This window comes from Sphingomonas aerophila, from assembly GCF_014199305.1.
In the GTDB taxonomy this organism is placed as follows: Bacteria; Pseudomonadota; Alphaproteobacteria; order Sphingomonadales; family Sphingomonadaceae; genus Sphingomonas; species Sphingomonas aerophila.
This window is the reverse complement of sequence record NZ_JACIJK010000021.1, coordinates 1-24,714: the sequence shown is the minus strand read 5'-3', so window position 1 is coordinate 24,714 and position 24,714 is coordinate 1. Positions and strand designations below refer to the sequence as shown.

At 62.4% G+C, this 24,714-nt stretch carries 26 protein-coding genes; 9 read left to right on the top strand and 17 right to left on the bottom strand.

Features of this window, described 5'->3' with window-relative positions:
• From FHS94_RS18785 to FHS94_RS18770, 4 genes are all read left to right on the top strand, one after another.
• The coding region (locus tag FHS94_RS18785; protein WP_184060791.1) for a DUF5110 domain-containing protein at positions 1 to 664 on the top strand (664 nt) is incomplete at its 5' end.
• Between the two features lie 170 nt (positions 665 to 834).
• Positions 835 to 3,720 (top strand): TonB-dependent receptor, encoded by a 2,886-nt coding sequence (locus FHS94_RS18780; RefSeq protein ID WP_343055363.1) that lies wholly within the window; start codon positions 835 to 837, stop codon positions 3,718 to 3,720.
• Positions 3,721 to 3,788: 68 nt separating this feature from the next.
• Positions 3,789 to 5,252 carry a tryptophan halogenase family protein gene (locus FHS94_RS18775; protein ID WP_343055364.1) on the top strand — a complete coding sequence of 488 codons (1,464 nt, stop codon included), beginning with the start codon at positions 3,789 to 3,791 and terminating at the stop codon, positions 5,250 to 5,252.
• A complete protein-coding gene (locus tag FHS94_RS18770; RefSeq protein ID WP_184060787.1) occupies positions 5,249 to 7,066 on the top strand; it encodes an alpha-amylase family glycosyl hydrolase in 1,818 nt (605 codons plus the stop codon). Before FHS94_RS18775 ends, FHS94_RS18770 begins: the two co-directional genes overlap by 4 nt.
• Positions 7,067 to 7,153: 87 nt before the next feature.
• On the opposite strand, the gene FHS94_RS19265 is transcribed toward FHS94_RS18770, so the two are convergent.
• The 3 genes from FHS94_RS19265 to FHS94_RS18760 all read right to left on the bottom strand — a co-directional run bounded on the left by FHS94_RS19265 (position 7,154) and on the right by FHS94_RS18760 (position 8,131).
• Entirely contained in the window at positions 7,154 to 7,387 is a 234-nt protein-coding gene (locus tag FHS94_RS19265; RefSeq protein ID WP_221234905.1) for a hypothetical protein, read from the bottom strand.
• An 82-nt stretch (positions 7,388 to 7,469) separates the two neighbouring features.
• Positions 7,470 to 7,856, bottom strand: a complete 387-nt coding sequence (locus tag FHS94_RS18765) for a PIN domain-containing protein (protein ID WP_184060785.1) — start codon at positions 7,854 to 7,856, stop codon at positions 7,470 to 7,472.
• Positions 7,853 to 8,131, bottom strand: coding sequence for an AbrB/MazE/SpoVT family DNA-binding domain-containing protein (locus FHS94_RS18760; RefSeq protein WP_184060783.1), 279 nt, complete (start codon positions 8,129 to 8,131; stop codon positions 7,853 to 7,855). Before FHS94_RS18760 ends, FHS94_RS18765 begins: the two co-directional genes overlap by 4 nt.
• 234 nt (positions 8,132 to 8,365) lie before the next feature.
• Between FHS94_RS18760 and FHS94_RS18755 the strand changes: the two genes are divergently transcribed.
• Complete coding sequence (locus tag FHS94_RS18755) at positions 8,366 to 8,935, top strand: recombinase family protein (RefSeq protein ID WP_184060781.1); 570 nt, start codon at positions 8,366 to 8,368, stop codon at positions 8,933 to 8,935.
• Positions 8,936 to 8,972: 37 nt separating this feature from the next.
• On the opposite strand, the gene FHS94_RS18750 is transcribed toward FHS94_RS18755, so the two are convergent.
• The 4 genes from FHS94_RS18750 to FHS94_RS18735 form a co-directional block, all read right to left on the bottom strand.
• Positions 8,973 to 9,425: a hypothetical protein gene (locus FHS94_RS18750; RefSeq protein ID WP_184060779.1), complete on the bottom strand. Its 453-nt coding sequence runs from the start codon at positions 9,423 to 9,425 to the stop codon at positions 8,973 to 8,975.
• Between the two features lie 97 nt (positions 9,426 to 9,522).
• Positions 9,523 to 9,732 carry a DUF5818 domain-containing protein gene (locus tag FHS94_RS18745; RefSeq protein WP_184060777.1) on the bottom strand — a complete coding sequence of 70 codons (210 nt, stop codon included), beginning with the start codon at positions 9,730 to 9,732 and terminating at the stop codon, positions 9,523 to 9,525.
• Positions 9,729 to 9,929, bottom strand: coding sequence for a 30S ribosomal protein S21 (rpsU, locus tag FHS94_RS18740; RefSeq protein WP_184060775.1), 201 nt, complete (start codon positions 9,927 to 9,929; stop codon positions 9,729 to 9,731). Before rpsU ends, FHS94_RS18745 begins: the two co-directional genes overlap by 4 nt.
• Before the next feature lie 207 nt (positions 9,930 to 10,136).
• Entirely contained in the window at positions 10,137 to 11,555 is a 1,419-nt protein-coding gene (locus tag FHS94_RS18735) for a GH1 family beta-glucosidase (RefSeq protein WP_184060773.1), read from the bottom strand.
• Positions 11,556 to 11,827: 272 nt separating this feature from the next.
• On the opposite strand from FHS94_RS18735, the gene FHS94_RS18730 reads away from it, so the two are divergent.
• Positions 11,828 to 12,229: a hypothetical protein gene (locus tag FHS94_RS18730; RefSeq protein ID WP_221234904.1), complete on the top strand. Its 402-nt coding sequence runs from the start codon at positions 11,828 to 11,830 to the stop codon at positions 12,227 to 12,229.
• Positions 12,230 to 12,371: 142 nt separating this feature from the next.
• On the opposite strand, the gene FHS94_RS18725 is transcribed toward FHS94_RS18730, so the two are convergent.
• Together FHS94_RS18725 and FHS94_RS18720 are read right to left on the bottom strand one after the other, a co-directional pair.
• Positions 12,372 to 13,754 (bottom strand): amidohydrolase family protein, encoded by a 1,383-nt coding sequence (locus FHS94_RS18725; protein ID WP_184060769.1) that lies wholly within the window; start codon positions 13,752 to 13,754, stop codon positions 12,372 to 12,374.
• Positions 13,755 to 13,886: 132 nt separating this feature from the next.
• A complete protein-coding gene (locus tag FHS94_RS18720) occupies positions 13,887 to 15,809 on the bottom strand; it encodes a S9 family peptidase (protein ID WP_184060767.1) in 1,923 nt (640 codons plus the stop codon).
• A 389-nt stretch (positions 15,810 to 16,198) separates the two neighbouring features.
• Here FHS94_RS18720 and FHS94_RS18715 point away from each other — a divergent pair, with 389 nt between their 5' ends.
• The 3 genes from FHS94_RS18715 (at position 16,199) to FHS94_RS19990 (ending at position 18,225) form a co-directional block, all read left to right on the top strand.
• On the top strand, positions 16,199 to 17,098 hold the full coding sequence (locus FHS94_RS18715; protein WP_221234903.1) for an amidohydrolase family protein: 900 nt from the start codon (positions 16,199 to 16,201) through the stop codon (positions 17,096 to 17,098).
• Positions 17,099 to 17,531: 433 nt separating this feature from the next.
• Positions 17,532 to 17,810, top strand: a complete 279-nt coding sequence (locus tag FHS94_RS18710) for a DUF6894 family protein (protein WP_184060763.1) — start codon at positions 17,532 to 17,534, stop codon at positions 17,808 to 17,810.
• A complete protein-coding gene (locus FHS94_RS19990) occupies positions 17,710 to 18,225 on the top strand; it encodes a BLUF domain-containing protein (RefSeq protein WP_425506203.1) in 516 nt (171 codons plus the stop codon). The genes FHS94_RS18710 and FHS94_RS19990 overlap by 101 nt, the downstream gene beginning before the upstream one ends.
• A gap of 283 nt (positions 18,226 to 18,508) precedes the next feature.
• Here FHS94_RS19990 and FHS94_RS18700 read toward each other — a convergent pair whose 3' ends face one another.
• From FHS94_RS18700 to FHS94_RS18675, 8 genes are all read right to left on the bottom strand, one after another.
• On the bottom strand, positions 18,509 to 18,931 hold the full coding sequence (locus FHS94_RS18700) for a response regulator (protein WP_184060759.1): 423 nt from the start codon (positions 18,929 to 18,931) through the stop codon (positions 18,509 to 18,511).
• The gene (locus tag FHS94_RS18695; protein WP_246349096.1) at positions 18,928 to 19,956 is read right to left on the bottom strand and encodes a response regulator; all 1,029 of its coding nucleotides are present in this window, start codon (positions 19,954 to 19,956) and stop codon (positions 18,928 to 18,930) included. Before FHS94_RS18695 ends, FHS94_RS18700 begins: the two co-directional genes overlap by 4 nt.
• Positions 19,956 to 20,396, bottom strand: coding sequence for a response regulator (locus tag FHS94_RS18690; RefSeq protein ID WP_184060755.1), 441 nt, complete (start codon positions 20,394 to 20,396; stop codon positions 19,956 to 19,958). Before FHS94_RS18690 ends, FHS94_RS18695 begins: the two co-directional genes overlap by 1 nt.
• 14 nt (positions 20,397 to 20,410) lie before the next feature.
• A complete protein-coding gene (locus FHS94_RS18685) occupies positions 20,411 to 22,543 on the bottom strand; it encodes a sensor histidine kinase (RefSeq protein ID WP_221234902.1) in 2,133 nt (710 codons plus the stop codon).
• 93 nt (positions 22,544 to 22,636) lie between these two features.
• The gene (locus tag FHS94_RS19260; RefSeq protein ID WP_221234901.1) at positions 22,637 to 22,843 is read right to left on the bottom strand and encodes a hypothetical protein; all 207 of its coding nucleotides are present in this window, start codon (positions 22,841 to 22,843) and stop codon (positions 22,637 to 22,639) included.
• 227 nt (positions 22,844 to 23,070) lie between these two features.
• Positions 23,071 to 23,193, bottom strand: coding sequence for a hypothetical protein (locus FHS94_RS19760; protein WP_281396947.1), 123 nt, complete (start codon positions 23,191 to 23,193; stop codon positions 23,071 to 23,073).
• Positions 23,194 to 23,205: 12 nt separating this feature from the next.
• A complete protein-coding gene (locus tag FHS94_RS19555; RefSeq protein WP_246349062.1) occupies positions 23,206 to 23,463 on the bottom strand; it encodes a PNPOx family protein in 258 nt (85 codons plus the stop codon).
• A gap of 564 nt (positions 23,464 to 24,027) precedes the next feature.
• Positions 24,028 to 24,417, bottom strand: coding sequence for a hypothetical protein (locus FHS94_RS18675; protein ID WP_221234900.1), 390 nt, complete (start codon positions 24,415 to 24,417; stop codon positions 24,028 to 24,030).
• Between the last annotated feature and the right edge of the window lie 297 nt (positions 24,418 to 24,714).

Here is a 24,714-nt window from a genome sequence, read left to right as displayed (position 1 = left end):
CATGTCGTGCGACCAGTCGTCGACCTTCACGCTCGGCCGCTCGCTGCTGGTCGCGCCGCCGCCGCGCATGGAGTCACCCCAGGCCTATGACGTGTGCCTGCCGGCGGGCGGGTGGTACGATTATTGGACCGGCAAGCGCGCGGGCACAGCGCAAGCAACAACGGAAGGGCAAATCCAGTCCGCGACCCAGGCCACGGGCGAGCAGACCACACAGGGCGACACCGTGCGGGAAACGCCGCGGCTAGACTATCTTCCCGTATTTGTCCGCGCGGGCACCATCCTGCCGCGCCAGGCAGTGGTTCAGAGCACTGCCGAAACGCCGCAGGGACCATTGCATCTCGACATCTACCCTGGCGAGAACTGCGCGGGCGACCTTTACGCCGATGACGGCCACTCGATGGCCTTCACGCGCGGCGGCTACATGCGGCAGGCGATCCGATGCCAGCTGACGGCGACGGGGCTGGAGATCAGCTTCGACAAGCGGCAGGGCAGCTACAAGCCTTGGTGGAAGCAGGTCGCTGTCACCATCCATGGCTGGCAGGGCGCGGCCCGCGTCGCGCGTGGTACCGGCGCCGTGGCCAGCAACACGGACGTCGGCTCGGAAACCGTCAGCTTCACGGTCGCTGACCAGCCGCGCCCATCGCGCTTCACGATCAGCCGCTGACGTCGGCAGGCGCACCGGCGAATCCGGTGCGCTTGTTGCTGCCAAGCAACAGATTCGGACAATTGTGATGGACTACTTGCTTGCTCGGATACAAAATGCAATCGTTTGCATGTAATCGATTGCATAAACGCCGCTCCGGAAAGCCGGGGGGTGTTGAGAGGAGCTGAAGGGTGGTCACGATCAACAATTCCAAGGTGTTCGGCTATGGCCGGGCATCGCGCGCCGCGTCCGGCGTATCCGCAATGGCCTTGGTGCTGGGCGCCTCTCTTTGGGCGGTGCCCGCGGCTGCGCAGGCCGGCCAAGCGTCAAGCAATGTGCCTGATCCGGCAACCAGCTCGACCAGCGCCGCTAACCCGAACGAGGCGGCGAGCGCCCCGGAGCAGCGCGACGCTAACGCGGCCGTGACCGGCGATCAGGCAGCCCAGGGCGCGCCAGCAGCGGACGCGCAGGAGTCCGGGGGCGACGAGGTGGTCGTGACCGGCTTCCGGGCCGCGCTGCAAAGTGCCGTGGCTGAAAAGAAGTCTCGCGAGCAGGTCGTTGAGTCCGTGTCAGCCGAAGACATCGGCAAGCTCCCCGACGCGTCGATTGCGGAGTCGATCGCTCGCCTGCCCGGTGTCACGTCGCAGCGGGTCAGCGGGCGCTCGAACCAGATCTCAATCCGCGGCTTTTCACCGGATTTCTCGACCACGCTCCTCAACGGTCGCGAGCAGACCTCGACAGGCGACAATCGTGCCGTCGAATACGACCAGTATCCTTCGGAAGTCGTCAATCAGGTGGTGGTCTACAAGACCGCCGATGCATCACTGGTCGGCCAGGGCCTGTCCGGCACGGTTGACCTGCGTACGATCCGCCCGCTTGAGTATGGCCGCAAGGTGGTCGCCATCGGCGCGCGTGGCACCTATGCCGATATTGGCAAGCTGAACGCGGGATCGAACGACAAGGGCTACCGCGTCAGCGGGACCTATGTTGATCAGTTCTTCAACAAGACTTTGGGCGTTGCGCTGTCCGCAGCGTATCTGAAAGAGCCGTACCAGATCCAGCAGTACAATGCCTGGGGCTTCGACACGGGCAACGCGGCGGCTCCTGGGACGCCCGTTATCGGCGGCTCCAAGTCGTACGTGACCTCCACTGAGCTGAAGCGCCTTGGCGTCCAGGGCACGGTGGAGTGGCGTCCGGTGGACGCCATCACTGTCACGGTCGACGGCTTCTACTCCGACTTCTCCGACGAGCAGATCTCTCGTGGCATCGAACTGCCGCTAAGCTTTGCTGGCACGGTGACAACTAGCGGAGTCTCCGTTCCCAAGTCGCCTTTGACCAACCCGGTCATCGAGAATGGCCTCGTGACGTCGGGTACGTTCAACAACGTCGAAGGCGTTGTCCGCAACGACGCCTTTGATCGCAAGGCCAAGCTGTACTCGTTCGGCTACAACACCAAGTACGAGGGCGAGGATGGCTGGAACGCCCAACTCGACATATCCTTGTCGCGCACCGAGCGTTCGGAGATCGTGCTCGAAACGTATAGTGGCACGGGCTACGGTCCCAATGTCGGCGCCACAGACACGATCGGCTTCCAGAGCGGCACAACCGGCACGACGTTCACGCACGGGCTGGACTACTCCGATCCGAACCTGATCCAGCTTACGGATCCATTGGGCTGGGGCGGCGCTACGCGGCAGGCCGGCTACTACAATGATCGTGCCGTGGTGGACGACATTCACCAGTACCGGGTCGAGGTCGAAAAGGAGATCCAGGATTTCCCGTTGTCGTCCGTGCGCTTCGGCATGAACTACACCGACCATTACAAGACCCTGACCCCGACGCAGTATTACCTGGTGCTGCAGAACGGCGCCTTGTCGCAGGCCCTGCCGGATCAGTATCGCCTCAAGCCAACGAACGTCGCCTATCTCGGCCTGGGACCGATCCTGAGCTACGATCCGCGCGAGCTGCTCGACGGCGGCGTTTACTCGCGCGTCCAGAACCTCTCAAACGACGTGATCTCCTCCGCCTTCCGGGTGGATGAGGACATCATGACCACCTACCTGCAGGGCAACATCCGCCAGCCGATCGGCACCGCCGAACTCACCGGCAATTTCGGCGTGCAGGCGGTGTTCACCGAGCAGAAGTCGTCAGGCCTGGTCTACAACGGCGCCAGCTTCAACCGAATCACGCGCGGTGACACCTATGTCGATGTTCTGCCATCAATGAACTTGTCGTTGCGCCTGGCCAGTGACTGGGTGTTCCGCGTTGCGGCCGCACGTCAGATGCAGCGGCCCCGCATGGACGACATGCGCGCCGCTAATGGATACAGTTACAGCACGGGCGAGGGAATCATCACCGGCAACGGGGGTAACCCCTATTTGCGCCCGATCCGCTCCAACTCCTTCGATGCGACGATCGAGAAGTACTTCGGGAACCGCGGGTATCTCGCGGTCCAGGGGTACTACAAGGACCTCAAGAGCTTCGTGTACAATCTCGAGGTGCCGTACGACTTCAGCGGGTATCCGCTGCCGACGGGCGCGCCTGTGGGCACGCCGACCTTGGGTCGCAACACTCAGCCGATCAACGGGCAGGGCGGCTCCATCTACGGTGTCGAGGTGGCCGGGACGCTTCCGCTCGGACAGATCACCCCGATCCTGGACGGTTTCGGCCTGACCGGTGGCGGTTCGTATACGAAGACAGAGATCGTGCCGACGCCGGGTGGTGCGGCCGAGGATATCCCCGGCTACTCGCGCTGGGTCGCGAATGGCACGGCGTTCTTCGAGAAGTGGGGTCTGAACCTCCGCGGCTCGGTTCGCTATCGCTCGACCTTCATCGGCGAGCTGTCGGGGTTCGGCGCGGCACGTGTGCGGCGGCGTGCGATCGACGAAATGATCGTGGACGGCCAGATCGGCTACGATTTCCGGGACGGCTTGCTCAAGGGCTTGTCGGTTTACATCCAGGGCCAGAACCTGACCGATGAGCCGTTCGTGACGATCAACGGCACCGCTCGTGATCAGGTGATCGACTACCAGTCCTACGGCCGCCGCTTCCTGGCGGGCTTCAACTACAAGTTCTGAGCCCCCTGGAGCGCCGGCCGTTTCCGCGGCCGGCGCTCCCTTTTCACGGAAGGCCGCCTTTGCGCCACGTGGTGATCTTGGGTGGAGGCAGTGCCGGCTGGATGGCCGCGGCTGCCCTGTCGCGCTTCCTCCCCGCGACTAGCCGGGTTACGCTGGTCGAGTCCGACGATATCGGAACTGTGGGCGTCGGCGAGGCGACGATCCCGCAGATCCGCCTGTTCAATTCTAGCTTGGGTGTCGAGGAAGGCGCGTTCCTTGCCACCACCCAGGGTACCATAAAGCTCGGCATCGAGTTCGTTGGCTGGACCGGGCCCGACAGTCGCTACACCCACGCGTTCGGCGCAATCGGACGCGGCCTAGGGCTGTTGCCTTTCCACCATTATTGGCTGCGACAGCAGACTGGCTCGCTGTGGGACTATAGCGTTGCCGCCGCTGCCGCCAAAGCTGGGCGCTTCGCCCCCGACCCAGGGCGGCCGGAGCTGCCGACCGGCCTTACCTGGGCCTACCAATTCGACGCCGGGCTGTACGCAGGACTTCTACGGGGCCAGGCCGAAGCACGCCGCGTCACGCGGGTCGAGGGCGAAGTGGCGACCGTCACCCGCGATCCGCTCAGCGGCGATGTGACGGCGCTGGTCCTGAATGACGGCCGCCAGATCGCAGGCGACTTCTTCATCGATTGCAGCGGCTTTCGTGGCCTGTTGGTCGGCGAGGCGATGGGCGTTCCGTTCGACGACTGGTCGCGCTGGCTGCCATGCGATCGGGCGTTGGCCGTGCCGAGCGAAGCGATCCGGCCGATCCTTCCTTTGACTCGTGCGACGGCGAGGACCGCGGGCTGGCAATGGCGCATTCCGCTGCGTCACCGTACGGGCAATGGGCTGGTCTTCTGCAGCGCGTACCTGAACGAGGATGCCGCGACCGCAGAGCTGCTGCGCGGCCTGGACGCGCCAGCGCTTGCCGAGCCCCGGCTGCTACGGTTCACCACTGGCCGTCGGACCGATGCCTGGGCGGGTAACTGCGTCGCGCTGGGCCTCGCGAGCGGTTTCTTGGAGCCGCTGGAGTCGACCAGCTTGCACCTGGTCCAGTCAGGCATCGCCCGCTTGCTCCAGTTCTGGCCAGGGGAGCGGATCGCACCAGCGGACCGCGACGCCTTCAACCGGGAAACGGCGCGCGAATGGGCTAGTATTCGCGATTTCCTGGTGTTGCACTATCATGCGAACGCGCGTGCCGAACCTTTCTGGCAGGCCTGCCGCGCCGTTCCATTGCCCGACCAGCTCGCCGCCAAGCTCGACCTGTTCCGAGCCCATGGCCGGATCGTGCGCGAGGGAGACGAGTTGTTCACGGAGGTCGGCTGGCTGCAGGTGATGCTCGGCCAGGGCGTGCTACCGGCTTCCTATCACCCGCTTGCGGATGCGCCCTCCGCCGAAGACTTGGCGAGCTTCCTCGATGCTCAGCGCCGCCATGTCAGCGCCGTGGTCGGCCGCATGCCGAGCCACGAACAATTCCTCCGAACAGAGACGAGGGACCTTTCATGATCCGCGCCGCCCTGCTTGCCTGCGCCGCTATTCTGGCCATCCCCGCCGCCGCGCAGACCGCGCCAACCGGGCCCGGTAGCTATCGCGACCGCCTGCCTCAGGACGAGGTAATCTACTTCCTGCTGCCGGACCGGTTCGAGAACGGCGACCCGAGCAACGATCGCGGAGGGCTGACCGGCGGGCCCGAGGTGACGGGATTCGATCCGACCTCGAAAGGCTTCTATCATGGCGGCGATTTGAAGGGCCTCCGCAACCGGCTCGACTATGTGCAGGCGTTGGGCGCGACTGCAATTTGGGTGGCGCCGATCTTCAAGAACAAGGCGGTGCAGGGACCGCCCGGGCATCAGTCGGCCGGCTATCACGGCTATTGGATCACCGATTTCAACCATGTCGACCCGCATCTGGGTACGGATGCCGATTTCAAGGACCTAGTCGACGCGGCGCACGCCCGCGGCATGAAGGTCTATATGGACATCGTCGTCAACCACACGGCCGACGTGATCGAGTATCGCGAGTGCCAGGGTCGCGAGTGCCCCTACCGCTCAGTCGCCGACTACCCCTATCAGCGCCGCGGAGGACCTCAGGGCAAGGCGATCAACAACGGCTTTGCGGGTGACACGGTACAGACGACCGAGAACTTCGCGCGGCTGACCCGCCCGGACTATGCCTACACGCCTTTCGTCCCGGACGCGGAGAAGGCGATCAAGCAGCCTGCCTGGCTCAACGACGTGACTGTGTACCACAATCGTGGAAACACGACGTTTCGAAACGAGAGTTCGACCAAGGGCGACTTCTCGGGGCTGGACGACATCATGACGGAGAACCCTCGGGTCTTGGCGGGGATGATCGATATACTCGGCGGCTGGATAGACCGGTTCGGGGTGGATGGATTCCGCATCGACACCGCGCGCCATGTGAACCCGGAGTTCTGGCAGGCCTTCGTGCCCGCCATCCGGCAGCGGGCCCGAGCACGCGGCATTCCGAACTTCCACATCTTCGGCGAGGTCGCGCTGCATGACGTGGACGCAGGCGGGCTCGCCCGGTTCACGCGTGTGGACCACCTCCCGGCAGTGCTCGACTTCGCGTTCCGTGAGGCGGTCGTGCAGACGATTGCTGGCAGCAAGGGCACCGACCAGTTCGAGACGCTGTTGAACGGCGATGCGCTGTATGAGGGCGGCTTCGAAACGGCGATGCAGTTGCCGACCTTTACGGGCAACCACGACGACGGCCGGTTCGCAACCGAGGTGCGCCGCAACTATCCCCAGGCCAGCGATGCGGAAGTGATGAGCCGCGTGATGCTAGCCAACGCCGTGCTGCTCACGCTCCGCGGGGTGCCCACCATCTACTCGGGCGACGAGCAAGGCTTTGTCGGAGACGGCGGCGACCAGGACTCGCGCGAGGACATGTTCGCGAGCAAGGTGCCTCAGTATAACGACAACCGCTTGCTCGGCACCAAGACAACCACTGCGCTCGCGCACTTTGGGCAGAACAATCCGCTGTTTCGGCAAATCTCCACCCTGTCCCGCATTCGGCTGTCGCACCCGGCCCTGACCCGTGGCCGGGAAGTGCTGCGGGCACGGGAGGAACAGCCCGGATTGCTTGCCGTATCTCGCTTCGACCCAGCGACGGGGCGGGAAATCCTTCTTGCTTTCAACACGTCGGCCGAGCCGATCACGCGCAACGTCCAGGTGGAGCTTGGGTCCCGTTCTTTCGATACATTGGCCGGGGCATGCGCGGCGACGGCCGTAGCACCTGGAAGTGTGGCAATCTCGTTGCCTGCGTTCGGTTACGCGATTTGCGAAGCTGCGCTGTGATGGGTTTCGTAGGATCGCCACTGGCCAGCCTTGAAGCGAGAAGCGCGGGGCATGTTCTACTTAGCCCGAGTTTTGCCACGACCCAATCTACGTCGCGTGCCGGCTGTTGTTACGTTCAGCCAACTCGCCTTCGAGGCTGGCGATAGCAGCGCCAATCGCTTCCGATTGAGTGCATGCAGGGTCTTGCCGCAGGCGCCGGGCTTCCTGCACCAGGTCACGCCAGTACGTCAGCGTGTCCTGGTACACGGGATGGCCGCGCAGCCGGCGAGCGCTTGCCAAAGCATTGTGCAGATTTTCGAGGATCGACCCATGGAGTTCCATAATGCACCGATAGCCTAGGCAGACCTCAAAGGAAGGGACCTTGAGAGCTGGTCCAGTGAGAACCGGGCTGCGGCCCGTACGCTCAGCGGATATGCTCCACCTTCAGGTTCTTGGCTTTCACCTTCTTCCACTCTCGATCGGCGGTCAGGGCGGGCACGCCGAGCTGGATCGCTAAAGCCAGGCAAGAGCGGTCGCCAAGACCACGCCCAAACTCTCGCGTCTGCGCGTGCAATGCTGCGGCAGCGTATGCTGCGTCAGCATCGTGCGACCGGACGTCGAGGCGTAGCTCGCCAAGCAGGTCACGGATGGTGGGCTCGTCGAGCCCGCTCAGCAAAAGCTCTTTCACGACCTCCTGCAGATTGACGGCCGACATCGCGGCGCGTCCAATATGAGCTTCCACCTTGTCGGCACCGGGCTCATCGCGGACGAGAGCCAAAACAGCAGACGCGTCCAGAACGGCAGACGTCACTTGCCGTCCTCCTGGGGCGTTACGCCGTCTTGAGCCGCCTCGTCCGCGCGATCACTCAGGAACTGGTCTGTCGTTCGGGCATGCTTGGCGTGCTCCCTGTAAAGGGCCTTTGCACGGGACACGCCATGACCGATCGGCGACAGGCGCACCTGATCGTTTTCGATCGTCAGGATGACCTTAGCGTCGCCGTGCAAGCCCATCGCCTTGCGGACGGAGGACGGCAGGATCATGCGACCGTTGCTCGCCACCTTGATGTCCATGGATTGCGTAGCCATCCGAGCCTCTGTCCTGTTGTGGCATTTCCGCATGATATGTCACACTCTCGTGAATGGCTCAATGCCGAGGATAGCAGCGGGTGATCTCACGGCAGATCGACCCCGTCGATCTGGGTGTACCGTGATCGGACATAGCGGCTGGAACAGCATAGCTGTGCAATCAGGGCTGTTTGCAGGGCTATTGAACACTCGTTGTGCACGGTCTAGAGCCTGACTGGACAAAACGGGGCTGCAATGGCGCTTTTTGGTTATGCACGCGTGTCGACCACCGATCAGGACCTCGGCATCCAGGAAGCGGCGTTGCGAAGCGCCGGATGTCAGACGGTCCGGTCCGAGAAGAAATCGGGCACGGAGCGGGGTGCGCGAACCGAGCTCCAGATTCTGCTCGACTTCCTGCGCGAGGGCGACACGTTGGTGGTGACCCGGATCGACCGGCTCGCTCGGTCCATGAAGGACCTGCAGGACATCGTGCATGAGTTGAAGGGCAGGGGGGTCGCACTCAAAGCGACCGAACAGCCGATCGATACCGGCACAGCTGCTGGCAAGGCCTTCCTCGACATGCTCGGTGTCTTTGCCGAGTTCGAGACTAATCTGCGCCAGGAGCGCCAGGCAGAAGGCATTGCTGCCGCGAAGGCAAGGGGCGTCTACAAGGGCGGCAAGGCGCGGATAGACCCCGAAGGGGTGCGCAAGCTGGCGAGTGAAGGAGCCAGGCCCTCTCACATTGCTCGTCAGCTCGGGATCTCACGCGGGACAGTTTACCGCTTCATGCCAACCGGCAAAGTGGACGGCCAAGGCCAAACTTAGCCGGCAGGCGGTCGCCCGTCCCTGTCGGTGGTGCGTGTCAGGCGATCGTTGCCATGCGCGTCAGCGCGGCACCGGCAATGGTCGCGTCTGGCGCGTTCACGTGCAGCCTTCCTTTCGCGATGAGGTCGATGTCGGTGAGGTCACGATGGTCGATCCACCACTTGGCGTCCGTCACGGCTATGCACGCCTGGTGACTGTCCGCACCATTGATGCTGGACGTTGCCAAGATCGCGGCAAGGCGCTTCATACGGATTGTTGTCGCCCAGGAGACCTGCCGGTCGCTGCCGACGAGCTCTGGCAGGCCGAGATGCGCGATGGCGGTAGCGTTCCGCGCTGCGGCTTCGGCTTCCTCTGAGCGCTTGTCGTCGACAAAGCAGGTCCGGCATTTGGTTGTGCGTAGCCAGCGCGCTTTGCGGTCCTGCTGAGCTGGGGAGCCGGGAATATAGTGGGCCTGCTCGTGACCGCAGGCGTGCGCGATGCAATGTTCCATATCGACATCATGCCGGGACCGACTGTGACGGCAACGATCATGAGTCGAGTTGAATCGAGTGTGCGGTCAGTTGCCGGATGAACTGAGCCGCAGCTTGCTATTCGGGCGCCACTCCATCGGCGCTGACGAGATCGGATCCCACCAGCGTGCCGATGATCCGGACACGCTTCTCAACCAGATCGACCGGCGTTCGCTGCAGCTCGAGCTGGTAACGCCCGCCAAGGTCGCGACGCAGGTAGAAGGCACCGCCATCTCGGGTGAGCGTGCCCACCTCAACGACGCGGGTCCCGATGGCGGCCGAAGTCACTGGTCTCGTTCGGCGCGTTTGCGGTCGGCCTTGCGTGCCCGGCTGATCGCGGCTGCACGCTCGCGAGCGCGCTTCACAGACGGCTTCTCATAATGCTTGCGCAGCCTCATCTCGCGATAGATGCCCTCACGCTGCATCTTCTTCTTGAGCGCCCGCAGGGCTTGGTCGACGTTGTTGTCGCGAACGGTGATCAGCATGAAGGTTAGCTCGCTTATGGGGATGTTTCCATAAAGGTCTACGGCGCTGGCGGAGAGGTGCCAAGCCGGCCCGTCCAAACGCGCACTCCTGTTGCCTCTTTCATCCGAACGCCGCAACGATCGACGGCGTCCGCACGTCCAGTGCAACCGAGCGCTGCCCCCCGAGGCTACCCTTCCGCCCACCAGCTCGCTTTATTTCTATGCTGCTCAGACCAGACGGTTTTGGCGTATCACTTCACGGTACCAGGCCGCGCTCAGCTTGGGCGTTCGCTTTTGCGTAGCAAAGTCGACATGGTGGATGCCGAACCGCTTCCCATAGCCGTCCGCCCATTCGAAATTGTCCAGCAGGCTCCAGAGGAAATAGCCGTGTAGCGGATAGCCTTCCGCAATGGCGCGATGGAACTGCCCGAGATAGTTGCGCAGGTACATGACACGATCGGCGTCGTCGACGCGGCCGTCCGTCATCGGATCGTCAGCTGACGCCCCATTTTCAGAGATGTAGAGCGTTCCCGGCTGCCACAGGTCGCCCACATGACGGACACCCCAGTACGCGGCCTCAGGCCCGACCACCAACCAGGGCGAGGCCATGCGTGGAGAGGAGCCGATATGGGGCACCACGGCGTACCCGCTCGGCCCTGCGTCGGCGCGTACCCATTCGGGCGCGTAGATGTTGAGCGCTACGAAATCGAGCGGGCTGCCGATGGCGGCCATGTCTCCGAATTTGACCGTGGGCGCGTCGGCGCCTGCCTCCGCCAGGTACGAATCGATGTAGCGCCCTTCCATGACCGCCGTCAGGAACATGCCGTTGCGATCGCGGAAGGCCTTACGTGCGGCGCTCACATGCTCCGGCGTCTCGATCACGGGAGCGAACACTGTCGGATTGTCGGCAAGACCGACTTGGGTGCCAGCGCGCCCGCCCGCCCGGATCGCCTGCACACCAAGGCCATGGGCCAGCACGCCATGGTGGCGGACTTGGTTCGCTTGCGCCGGGGCGAGTTTCAGGCCGGGCGCGTGAATGCCCTGAAGGTGACCGAGGTCAGTAAAGCAGCGCAGCTCGTTCACCGTCATGAAGCTGCGCACCCGGTCGGACAGCTTGCCGGCCATGAAACCCGCGTAATCAGCGAAGGCGAGCGCGGTATCGCGGTTCTGCCAGCCGCCCGGAAGAGCCGCGGGCAGGTCCCAATGGAACAGCGTAACGTAAGGCTCGACGCCAGCGGCCAGGAGCTCATCAATCACCCGGTTGTAGTGATCCACCCCCTTCTGGTTTGGACGCCCGCGCCCCTCCGGGAAGATGCGCGACCAGGCGACGGAAAAGCGATAGCTGTTCGCTCCCAGCCCTTTCAGCAACGCCGTATCTTCTGCGTGACGATGGTAGCTGTCGCACGCGACGTCGCCCGTGTCCCCGTTCGCAACCTTGCCGGGGGTATGAGAGAATACATCCCAATTAGTTCTGCCGCGTCCGTCTTCGCTGGCCGCGCCCTCGATTTGGTATGATGCCGTTGCGCAACCCCAACGAAAGTCGTTGGGGAAAGTACGGTCTTCAGCGGCTGCAACCGCGACCCGGGGCGTTACGGCGGCGCCCGCGCCGAGCGCGAGCCCACCTCGGATGACATCGCGACGGTTCATGATCCTCTTTCTGCTTTGTTTTCGGCGAAGATAGCGAGAGATTGAGTTGGTTTGCCGGCAAACTCCAGACCTATTCTTCGACGTTTGCTGGGTCGAACGACATTCTACGACGTTCTGGCCCAAGACCACGTAAGGCAGGCTGCTGCGCTTCGCAGGGCGGCGTATTGCCGTAATTAGGATCACTCGCGTGGCGGGCCAGTTCGCCGATTAGCGCTGAACCGCCGTCTAAATGTGACCTTGCCTGGCCGCATCCCCAACAGGGCACGGCCTGTGTGGCTTCTCTGCTTACTTTCGACCGGTATTCTGCTCCTGCTGATATTCACTGTGGTCGCGTTCTGGCCATGAATGCCGCGCTCTACTATCATGGCACCGGCTCGCCCAAAGACACCATCACGGACGCGCAATCGATCGTCATGGCCCAGCGGTGGATCGCACTTGACTGGGTCCGCGTCGTCGGCGCGGCCGCAGCCTTCGTCGCCCCTCCCAGGGTTCTTACCGCTCCATGGTCTCAGGACACCGCTCCGGCTGATCCGCTCGTCGTGCGGGTTGTGCTCGCGCTTGTTCTCGCTGGCGTGGCCACTTTCGTCGTCTGGTTCGTCACGAACCTAGCCGCCATCGGACGCTTCCGGCTGTGTCCCTCCGGGAGTTCCGCATGCGGTTGGGGAACGGCTTAGCCCGGATGGATAGTTGCCCGCCCGCTTTGGCGCCGAGCCGCGACGCCAAGGCGATGCGAGTAGCGGCTTACAACGGCCGGGTTCGACGGAGAGCGCTCGCCTGCCCGCGAGCCTTGCCGGCGCCTTCCGGCGTAGGGCAGAACTAGCGGTCGGTGATGTCCTCCTTTGTAAGCGGAATGAAAGCCGTTCGCTCGAGCATCCGCCCTCGCTTCATCGTCATGAGCACCGTCTTCAGATTGTCTAGCTCCAGGAGCGGATTGCGTGTGAGCACGACCAGGTTTGCAAGCTTGCCTGCCTCGACGCTGCCCATGTCAGCTTCCTGACCTGCTGCGCGCGCTGCGACCAACGTTGCAGCCCGGAGAATGGCTGTGTTCGGCATGCCCGCTGCTTTCGACATGGCGGCGAACTCGTGAAGAAGATCAGGCCACGGATCGCGATAGTCAGCAAGATTGTCCGTGCCAGCGTCGATCAACACGCCTGCACGATAGGCCTGGCCGGTGATTGCACCACCGATCGTGTCGTCGCAGCTCCCGGGCGGCAATGGGGGCATCGTCGTCGAGCCCGCTGTATCCGCGCTATAGGCCCAGATCGTCGCATCAAGGATTGTGCCCCGCTGCTTCATCTCAGCGAACAGCCGGGCAAGCGCGGCGTTCGACCCGCCTCTGAACCCGGTCATGTCCACAGGCGTGCGTGGTTCCGCCCAGCTGAGGACGCGTGTCATCGGCTCGCGAACCAGAAGGCAGGCGTGCGAGACAGTATCTACACCGGCAGCCACAACCTCCGACGGCTTGGCGGGATAGAGCGTCGCATGAGCCCACACCTTCATCTGCTGTCGGTGCGCCTCCTTGGTGATGCGCGCGGCAACATCCGGAGTCATATCGCCGTAGAGCTTGATCGCTGTGGCGTAAGTTCCGCGCGCCTGCGCAACGGCCAGTGCGGTGTCAGTGCGGTCGGTCACCGCCTGCATCCAGGGGACGTATCCGGGCTTGCCCCCGGCGGACGTCTGGCTGGTTCGCTCGTCTGTGAAGAAGGCTGGGCCAGCCATCAGCGCGGCATAGTAGATGTCCGGTGCGGCGATCTCGCCCACTAGGCTAGCCCGCGCCAGATCGCCCACGGCGCGCAGATCGTCGGCCATATCGCGGACCGCGGTCACACCCCCGTAGATGTCGCGCCGCAAGATCGCCTCTGCCTGTCGGCGATTGGGCGGCGTCGCGAGGTGCACGTGCGCGTCGATCATCCCTGGGATCACAAAGCGTCCGCGAAGATCGATGGCTCGCGCTGCGCGCAGAGTGCCCGCGTCGAGATCCGCATCGCGGACCACCTGCTTTATGCGTTCGCCCTGCACGACGATGTCCATGTCGGAACGGGGCTCATCATGTAGGCCGTCGAGAAGGGTCGCATGACGCAAAATCACCAGCTCCCGAGACGGGGCAAATGGCGGCGGGTCGGCCGCTTGGCTCCGCCCGGCCCAATTGGCCAAAACGGCCGCCACGATGATGCTGGTCGCGCGATGAATTCTAACCATGACCCGCCAGTCTCTCGATGTCGCGGCAGAACACAAGAGCGGCGTGTCGGTGGTTAGCTTTGGTAAGGCAGGCAGGACCTCACGACGTCCCGAATCGCTGGATTTAACCGACCTAATGCAACGCCGGTCGGCTTAGCTTCTCGGCCGAGCCGCCCGAAACTGTTCCTCCAGGAACCTCGCCTTGGCACGTTCCATGTCAGCGATGTCGACCAGGTCACGCATGACGTGACCTTCATTCTCATAGCGACGGTATTGCACCTTGCCGCCGGCTTTCCGGATCGCTGCGACATAGGCGTCGAGCTCTTCGGCACCGTTTCTGGGGTCGTTCGCACCGCTCTGGATCAGCATGGGGGTACGGACACGCGCCGCGTCCTTCATGGGTGAGATCGAGGCGAAGAAGGCCTGATCGGATGGGTCGTCGATGTCGCCATACTCCAGCCGATCAGACGCTTTCAGGCGAGGCGAAGCGTTGCGCAGGTTACGTGGCCAGTCGGCGACGCCCACCTCACTTATGGCTGCGACGAACACGCCCGGATGCTTGCCCACAACCGCATTGGTCAAATAGCCACCATAGGACGCGCCGCCCACAGCGACCCGGCTGCCGTCGAGCCCCGGCTGCTGCTTGATCCAAGCGACCGCGTCGAGAAGGTCGCCGATTTCGTTTGGCCGGAGCCGCTTGTCGTTAAGGTGCGCGAGCTTCTTCCCCGCGCCGGTCGAGCCGCGGTAGTTGAAATCCAGCACGGCGATGCCGCGCGCGACCAGATACTGCACATCCGGCTTCCAGTTCGCGAGCGCGTGGCTCGACGGGCCGCCGTGAAGGCGCAGGAATACGGGTGTGGGCCGGTCGGTCCGTGCCGGACGATAGAGCAGGCCAGAAAGCGGCACGCCATCACGGGCGGTGAAGTGCACTACGGTCGGCACTACCAGCGTCTTCAGGTCCACCCCCGCAGTGCTGGGTGCGACCAACTGATGTGTGTCACCCGTCACCATGTCCCAGCTCCACACCTCGCCAGGAGTGCCCGGGCCATCCACGCTGACGGCGAGCACGGGTGCCCGCCGGGCGAAGGAGATACGCAAGGTGCCAGGCGGTAGGGTTTGAACCTTCAACGTTCGCCCGCTACGCAGGTCACGCGCGTGCAGTCGGTGGAAGCCGCCCTTGTCGGTCAGCCAGGCAAGGTACCGGCCATCGAAGCTAAGGGCCGCACCGACCAGATCCGCAGCGTCTTGTTCGACGAACCTGCTCTCTCCGGTTGTCGTGTCGAGCTTGGCAAGCGCGATGTACTCACGCCCGTCGTTGGTGAGATTGTAAAGATAGCGCCCGTCCGGTGACCAGGCCATCGGTGCATTCATCGCCGGTGCCGCCGGGCGGCTGAGCACTCGCTCCTTGCCACTTGCAAGATCAAGGAGGCTCAGGTCACGTCCGTCCTCACCGCGGGCCTCGACCATGGCGAGCGCCGTCCCGGTCGGGTTCGCAAGCGCCGGGTAAAGTCCCATCCGGCCGCGAAGTGCTTCCCGGGCGCTGCCTCCGGAGATAGGAGCCACCCAGGTATCGAAGTTGCGCCCGTCCCGTGCTGCGGTTGCATATGCAATGGCACGGCCGCCCAGCACGAAGTCGCCCAACACCGTGAACGCGGGCGACTGGGGGACCACCTCGGTCTCTCGCATGCCGTCCGGGGTTATCGAGTAGAACCCGTAGCGCTCGTTGCCGCCACGATCAGCACCGTAGACAATCAGACGTCCATCGGGGCTCCAGGCCCCGCTCTCAACGCCAAGGCCGAACGTGAGCTGACGTGGGGCGCCGCCTGCGGTTGGCGCAACCCACAGCTGGGGTTTGCCTGTAATCGAAGACACATAAAGGAGCTGCGTACCGTCGGGCGACAGGCTCGCTTCGCTCGGCCCCTGCGCAAGGAGGAAGCGTGTTACGTCCGGTTCAGGCGATCCCGCCAACCCGACGCTGACAGGGGCGGGATGCGGAATGTCGTCGGGAAAAGGCCAGGTCTGTGCGCTGGCCCCGACAGCAAAAGCAGCAAGTGATGCAGATGCCCACCACCTCATCTCGAACCCTCCCCGGGGTAAGGCTCCACCTATTCCATTCGCGCGACACGGCCGCAATGTAGGGAGAAGTCTCCCCCGACATGCCGAATAAGCGTAGTTTTGAAGGACGTCCGGTTCTGGGGAGCGGCCGGGCGCGCCGAGTAGCCGCTTCTTGGCGAGAGCTGTCGTCCCGATTGGGGCCGGAATTGGAAAGCCCTGCCACCTTTAGCCATCAGGGATGGCACTCGCTTCTCCAATTTGCATAGCTGTGGCATACAACAGCGGCACTGTGGGGGCAGTACATGATCCTTGACTATAGGTCTTCGCGCATAGTGAGCGGGGCATGTGCAATTCTTCTTGGGCTGGCGGCGTCGAATGCCCAGGCCCAGGCACGCTTCGACGTGATCGACATGCACTTTCATGCTGATCGTCCAGATGATGAAGGACCGCCAGGTGGGAAGGCCTGCGCCCCCTATCCCGAGTGGGCACCGCGCGATCCGGGCAAGCAGATCGACGCCTATATTGACTGGTTCACCGTTCATCCAGTCTGCTCGAACATCCTCTCATCTCCGATAGACGCCACTACGCTGCGCGATCGGGGCGTTGCCCAGTTGAGGCACTACAATGTCCTGGCGCTTGCAGGGGGCAGTGCTTCAACTGTCGAGGACTACCGGCAGCATGGCGATGGCCACATATTGCCGAGTGTCGGCTTCGGCAGCAGCGGCAAGCTTCCCTCCATCGACACGCTTCGCCGGCTTCGGGCCGAGGGCAAGGTGCATGCGCTAAGCGAGATCACCACCCAGTATGCCGGCATCGCGCCCGACGACCCCCGGATGGAACCGTACTTCGCCTATGCTGAGGCGAACGACATACCGGTAGGTATTCATGTCGGGCCGGGACCGCCCGGAACCGCTTATTTCGCGACACCAGCTTACCGAGTCGCGGCCGGCGATCCCATCCGCCTGGAAGCCGTACTGACCCGACATCCCAAGCTGCGCATCTATGCGGCACACGCTGGCTGGCCGTTTGCCGACGCCATGATCGCGATGATGTTCGCCCATCCACAACTCTACGTCGACATCGCCGTGCTCGACTGGGCGTACCCCGACAAGCAATTCTACCCGTACCTTCAGAGACTGGTCGACGCCGGCATGGGGAAGCGGATCATGTTCGGCTCGGACAACATGGTTTGGCCGGATGCGATCGGAATAGCCATCGACCGTATCCGGAAAGCGCCCTTCCTGACCGAGTATCAGAAGAGGCTCATCCTGCACGACAATGCCGCACGGTTTCTCCGGATCGAAGGTTGACACCAACAGGTCCACGGAGGGGCAGCACGGCTCCTGAAAGGCTGTCCCGATTGGGAGAGTGGATCGAAATGGCCTAAGCTGTCCCATTGGGATGACGCGACCGGCATGACAGCGGTGCACGTGAACCGCACCCTGGGGTCTATGGAGGACGACGGGCTGATCCGGCGGAACGGCCGGTTTTACAAATTTACGTATTGGACGGCTCTGAAGAACGAGGCCGGGTTCGACCCACTCTACCTTCATCTCGGACAGCAGAGTGCAGCGCCGTAGGACGGGTTGCCTCCTGAGGGCCAGCATTTCTGCGAGGAGGCCTTAAGCAAATCCAGTTGAAGGACGAAGCGACCGCGGGCCGGTAAGAAGCCGGCAACGTCAGCCTGTTAGGGGCGCTGGCGCCTGAGAGCTGGTTATGCTCCCGCCCAACAGGAGCAAACCTGTGCAGCGTTTCTTTTTCCATCTCCGCGATCATGTTCACTCGATCATCGACCCTGACGGGGTCGAACTGCCTGACCTCTCGGCAGCCAGGCAGAAGACACTGGGTGCTGCCCGGGACGTCTTAAGTGCCGACATCAAGACGGGCCTACTTGATCTACGCTTTCGCATCGACGTGGAGGATGAGGATGGGCAGATCGTGCACTCCCTCCCGTTCGCCCAGGCGTTCGCGGTCATTCAGGATGACAACGACGGCCGCTCCGTGGCCGCCTTTCGGCGCTAGCTCCCCGGTAGCCCGATCAGGTCCAGCGGCCGGAATACTTACGTCGAGGCGCATCTGTTTCTCACGCCAGTGTCGGCTTGTATTCCGCCCTTATTTCAACGCCTGCTCCGATCGTGGAACCACCACTCGCCACGTTCACCGCTCAGTAGCAATGCACCGCTTGATCTTCATAAGCCGGTCCCTTGTTGGGACCGACCCTGGTGCGCTCGATGCCATCGTTGATCGCTCGGCTACCCTTAATCAGAGGCAGGGTATCACCGGGATGCTGTGGTCAGATGGATCGAGCTTCGCCCAGGTTCTTGAAGGCGAGTCCCAGGCCGTCGCTGAAACGATGAACCGCATCCGGGTCGATCGACGGCATACCGAGATCGAGGTCGTGCTCGACCGCCCGGTCGTTCAGCGAATGTTTGAATAATGGGCGATGGTGCTTTCGGATGCCAGAGCCGAGAGCATCGCCGAAACGGCATTCCTCCTCGGCTTTGCAGCCGCCCAGCACACTCCCTCAGCCCGCAAGCTGCACCGTATCGTCCTGGCCGCCTTCGAACGAGATTGCTGATTGCAGCTAATGCGCAGGATACCGAAGGAGGCCTAGTCGCCCGCGTCCTGGCTCAGGATCTGAAGTCGTGAAGAGGTGACGCAGCTTTCGGCGTGTTCACGAGTAAGTCCAGCGCCGACGGCTTAGAGTTGTACATTTTCTCTTAGACTTCTCCGACATCGATAGAAGTCCCGAAATGCCCTGGAATGCAAGCCGCCACTTCGGATGGCCTGTACGGTTTGGTTATGACGGCTACAACGGCCGGATTGATCGTGGTTGCTTCCGATGCCACCACATGGCCTGAAGTGATCACGATCGGCACATCTGGCCGATGCTCACGCATCCACGCCGCGAGCCCAAGTCCGTCCAGCTGCCCGGGCATACGAACGTCAGTGACGACCGACTGGACCGAAAGTCCCGCCTCGAATAGTGCTACTGCTTGATCAGCGCTGTCCGCTTCGTGGACGTCGAAGCCTTCATCTTCGAACCAGAACGCCAGCATGCCGCGAATAACTGCTTCGTCTTCCACCACCAGGACCGAAGGAGATGCGTTGAGGGCAGGTCCCTCCCCGTCATGCCCGATCACGGCAGGAGAAGCTCAACAGAAGTACCTTTGCCCAGCGCTGAGACAGTGAACAGTTCAACGCCGGCTTCTTTGCCAAGTCTGGCCATCAGCCGACTGCCCATACCGCGAGCGACCTCGCCCTTTTCGAATCCCTGCCCGTCGTCGCGAATGACAATACGGTGCGGCTTAACGTCCGCTCGGAGGGTGACTGTCAGTTCGCCCGCCCGCTCCCGAGGCCAAGCGTGCTTGAGTGCATTGAGAATGGCTTCGTAGCAGAGAAGGCTAAGCGGCATCGCGCGGGCAACATCCAGTTCGAGGGATCCCTCAAATTCGCACCGCAGCTTAAGCCCTCGGTCGGCGTGGATCTTGGCCATTTCCTGCGCCATGTCTCCTAGCGCGGCTGCAAAATCTACTCGGTCGAGCGCACCGGTCTCATAGATGCGGGCCTGCACCGCGCTCAAGGCATGCATCCGACCAGCAACCTCTTCTAGCTCTCTTGCTACTTCTCCACCGCTGATCATTGCGCGGAACTGGAGCAGGCTGCTGATGGTCTGAAGGTTGTTCTTCACCCGATGATGAAGCTCGCGCACGATCGTTTGCTCGTGTTCTAACGCGGCCGCCAGCTGACGCTCCCGTTCGGTGAGCGCTGTTCGGGTGCGAGCGTTCTCGACCGCAAGCCGTAAAGATACTCGAAGCCGAGGTAGCTGGCGGGCTGATTTGACGACGTAGTCGTCCAAACCGGCCTTCATGAGCTCCACCGCAGTCGTCTCGTCGCCGGAGTCGGTGAACATCACTACTGGGCAATTGGGCCATTCAGTGCGGCTGCGTTCAAGCACCTCGCGTCCATTACCCCACTTCAGCTCGAGATCGGTTACGACCAGGTCGAAGGAGTCCTCGGCAAGTCCTGCCTCAAATTCATTGCGCGAACCTGCCTCGATGACCTGGCAACCCGGAAACAGTGCTTCGACCTCTCGCCGCACCAAAGCACGGTCGTCAGGCGTGTCGTCGACGGTGAAGACGCGCATGGTGGATGACTGAAATTCCATCACGCCGAGACGGTCCGGTTCAGCCTAACCCAGTACGCATCCAGGGCTTTCACCATATCGAGCAACGCATCGCGATTGACCGGCTTCACAAGATAGGAATTGGCGCAAAGCTGATAAGCGCGTTCAATGTCGGGCTGCTGACCGGAGGAGGTCAGCACCACAACTGGGGTATGTTGGGTCGACGGGTTCGCGCGAACCTCCGCTAACACTTCAAAGCCGGAACGTCGCGGGAGCTTCAAGTCGAGTAGGATGAGCGCTGGAACCGGGTGACGGTCGCGATCGGCGTATACGCCAGTCCCCCGAGCGTAGGCGACCGCCGCCTCACCGTCGGCCAATCGAACAAGCGGGTTGGCGATACCTGCCTTTTCAAACGCGTAAGCGATCAGCTCCGCATCGTCATCATTGTCCTCGACGAGGAGTACCGTGCTCAACTGGTGCATGCCGACCCCCGCGTTTAACCCACGCCCGCACCCTCGCTATGCGGCGCAGAGCCAGCGCGCAACTCCAACCAGAAGCGCGCGCCCCGTTCCGCTGTTATGTCTAAACCTACCGTCCCGCCCATTCGCTCGGCTCCGGCACGAACAATCGCAAGGCCAATTCCAGTGCCCGGATAAGCCTCCTGGCCATGCAGCCGTTCGAACGCACCGAAAATGCGTTCTGCATGTTCCTGGTCGACCCCGATGCCTTCATCCTCGACCCACAACCGCACACGCTCGTCGTTGCGCTCTCCCCAGATACGAACGCGCGCCGGCGCGCCCTCCCGCCGGAACTTGACCCCGTTCCCGAGTAAGTTGGCAAGAACGTGGCCGAGCACGACCGGCTCAGCGAGAACCGACGGCAAGGGCTCTTCGACTTCGATCAAGGCATCCGCTCCACCTGGAGCACCTCGTACGTCCTCAATGGCGGAGTGGATGATGCCGCTGGGATCGATCGAACGAAGCGAAACTTCGACCCGTTGCAATCGGCTAAACGTCAGGAGGTCGGATATAAGACCTTCCATCCGCTCGGCCGCAGCTACAATACGTCCGGCATAGCGACGGCCTTTGTCACCCAATGCTTCGGCAAAGTCGTCGAGCAAGATGCGTGCAAAGCCTTCCATCCCGCGGAGCGGCGCTCGAAGGTCGTGAGAAACGGTGTAGGCAAAAGCTTCGAGCTGTGTGTTCGCCGTCGCGAGATCGGCGGTGCGCGCTGCGACTTCCTGCTCAAGTGTTTCCCGGGCCCGGCGGAGCTCGTCTACATCTACCAGCACTACGACGCCGCCTACCGTCGAGCCGGCTTCGTCGCGCACGGGACGGCCCATGATACGGGTCCAGCGCCGCGTGCCACCACGGTCATAAAGCACCTCAATTTCCGGAGCTTCCTCACCAAGCAGGGCCATGCGGGCCAGCGGGTACTCGTGACCGGCGACCCTTGAGCCATCGGGATGGTAGCTCACCCATTCGTCATAGCCGCCGATGTCCGGCGAGAGCAGGATTGGATGGCCCGTGATCTCGCCTGTAAACGAGTTGCCGCCCGTGATCCGGCCGGAGGGTAGGTCAGCGGTCACAATCCCGACGGGTACGGCTTCGTAAACGGCCCGTAGTCGAGCTTCAGACGCGGCGAGCGCCGCTTCTGCAGCTTTGCGATCGGTGATGTCGATGATCGCGACATTCACGCCGATGATTGCGCCCGCAGCGTCTCGTACTGGCCAGTAATTGGCCACATAGTCGCGTGCATCTCCATCGCCCGTTGAAGCCTTGGAACGGATGTCAACATCTAGTGCCGGCTCACCTGTCTCGATCACCCGGCGGTAGATGGACTCCACTTCCTCCGCGATATCCGGGGCAACCTGCCCAACTGTACGCCCCAGATGAGCATCAACTGACCGTCCGTTGATTGCCGCAAGTCTCTCATTCACAGTGACGTAGCGAAGATCTCGGTCGGCGTACGACAGCCCGACCGGCGCGGAGTCGTAGATGGCTGCGAGCTCTGCGACCCGATGGGATAGCTCAGCTTCTGAAGCCGCCAGCCGGCGCTCGGTTCTTCTGCCGCTGCGGAACAACGCCCAAGCCGCGGTGAGCGCAGCTGCAACGGCCGCAATCGCCGCAGCCATGGCGCTTAGAAGGGCGCGCCGCTGTGCAGCGTCGAAATTCGCCCGGCGCTGGGCTAGGGCGCTACGCTGCTCGGACACGAGCTCGCCCACTAACCTGCGTAAACGATCCATGCGGACCTTGCCTGCGTTGGTCTCGACGACTGCGAGCGCTCCGGCCCGATCACCGGCGCGCGCCAATTCGACCGTGCGAGCAAGCTCCTTGGTCTTATCCGTAAGAGCGCTTGTAACCTGTGACAGTTTCCGTGTCTGATCTGGGTCGCCCGCCGCGAGTCCTCGCAGGTTGGCCAGCTGATTGCCCAAGCTCTTGTTGGCCGTCTCGTAGGGCTGAAGATAGATCACTCGACCGGTGAGCAGGTAACCGCGCTGGCCGGTTTCGGCGTCCTTCACCGTCGATAGCAACGAACCGTAAGCCTCGATCGTTCGGTGGCCGCGCTCGACCAGCACGGCTGAACGCCCGACACCGTCGAGAGTCCGGCCAATGCTAATGAGCGCCACGAGCAGCAGCAGCAAGGAGACCGTAAGCGCGATGGAAGGAAGTTTCGGAGTCCGTGGCATTGCTTGTTCAATCACCGATACATCTCGACCTTGTCAGCCCGCCGCTTGCAAGGGATAGGTCCAGGCCGGCCGCTCGGCTCCAGAAACATCGCGAATTGCAATGTCGTTCCGAGAGACGCTGAGCGCGCCAATGATCAAGCGAATTTGAACTTGGTGGTTCGCTGCCGTCGCCCTGCTCACCAGAGCCACGATGTAGACGCCCGCTTTGTTTAAAAAGGGCTTTCCGCCGCCTTTCCCCATTTAAGAAAAAAGAGAAAACATCGGGATGGCCGGCATAGGCTCGATTGGGATAGAGACTTTCCGAAAACTCGATGCAGTGGTCATCAGCGCACATCGTCGGCAATCATGTGTCGCAAAGCCTTGCCGTCGCGGAATCCAATTATGCCCGGCGTAAGCCTCTCGCCTTTATCTTGCCTTGGCCAAAGCGCGCTTGGGGTTTTCGGACGATCCCAATAAGCGTGCCAGCGTCAGTATAGGGTGTCGGCAATACGCTGCGGCAACGCTCGATCATAGGCTTCGCCGTCGATCGCGGCTTGCGACAGCGTTCGCAGAATAGCCCCCGCGCTGGGCAGATCGTTCCGCGCAACCATGCTCTCCTGCTTTCACAGTCCGGCGCGGATGACGGCGCGGCTGCACTGGAAGAAGACGGTGTTCGCGGTGATGCGCAGGATCGACTTGGGCGGCTGCCCGGCTACGGCGAAGCGGGCGAGATGATCCGGGCTTTCCAGTATCTCGGCTATGCCGTTCACCCGTAATGTCTCGTTGCTCCGGCACCATGAACAGTACGCCACGCGCGGGTCCGTGAGAATGTTGCGTAAACTGTCGGCCGGTTGGTCCCGCGCCGATCGGGTAAAATTCATGTTCTTGCGTGTTCGATGTGAACGAAGGCTGCTGGATCGCCGCGGGGGGTGCGTCCAGTCCGCTCGCCCCCGCCGTTGCGATAACGACGAAGGGCGCGGCCTCAATGAAGGGGCGATAGACCGGGTGAACGTGGTCCGCCTTCTTGATGGCGGATTGAGGAGCCACGGCACCATACAGTACTCCTAAATCTTCCATCGTCCTGATGTGCCCGTCATGTTCCACGCTGATCTTTTCCGCTTCGCCAGTCCACCGGATGTTTGTCTTGGAAGGTAGACAGGGCAATTACGGGCGTCCCGAATGGAAGGACGATCGAGACAGCCGCAGCTGTCCAATTGGAATGTTTGGTGGGACGTCCAGCTGGCTCACCTCGTTGCAGCTGCGAAGCTAAGAGCGCTCGCCTCTTCGAGCGGCCTCAGTAGCTGAGCGCTTAATAAGCTCCACGATTAAGTGGTATCCCGATTGGCGGGACTAAAGGCCTAAACAGCAACAAGTAGCGCTTAGTGCAGACGTCGCAACCGTCTTTGCCGCATGATTGGTATTGGCCGCGCGTTCTTTCAATTGGGTTACTGAAAGCGCCCAGGGGCCCTCGTGATCGCGTGCCTCCTACCAAGGCCGGCGTCTTCGACATACACGGTCTCAGCCGAACCATCAAATAACCACGCCTCTGCCTCACCCTCGGTTGAGAACAGCTGAGCATTAAGCCCGTCAGTCGCTCTCTTTATCTGCATCCGTGCGAGCGACTTGGACACAACGAACGCGATCTTCCGGGAAGCAACTCTTGGATCACTTAAGCGGACCTGGAACGCTGCGACACTCTCCTTAGCTTGGATATGCATCGCTCGCATGTCGACCATAGTAACATGCTGGTTTGGCGCACATCTCAGAGCAAGGTACGCTTCTTCCTGCGCGTGCGAGAAGCGCAGGATGTCTGCCTCCGTGAAGAAGCCGCTCATCGATATCCGAACGAAGCTACGAACAGGATCGACAGCGAAGGCGAACGTGGCGGACATCAGCGCATCATGCAGTACGCTTGATTGAAGTCCGGTTAAACGAAAGGCATGGGTTGCGTTCGGAAGGTGCAAGGTGGATCAGCGGCGTTCCACCATCAGCCACTGTTCCGCTTCCTGGTTACACGTCGGTGAGGGGCAGAGAAGCGCCTTTGTGCTTGACGTCGGAGTGAAATCCCGCGTCCCACAAACGGGATCACGGTCAATCATCATTCGGCCACCGATGCTCGCCGGATCTATCGA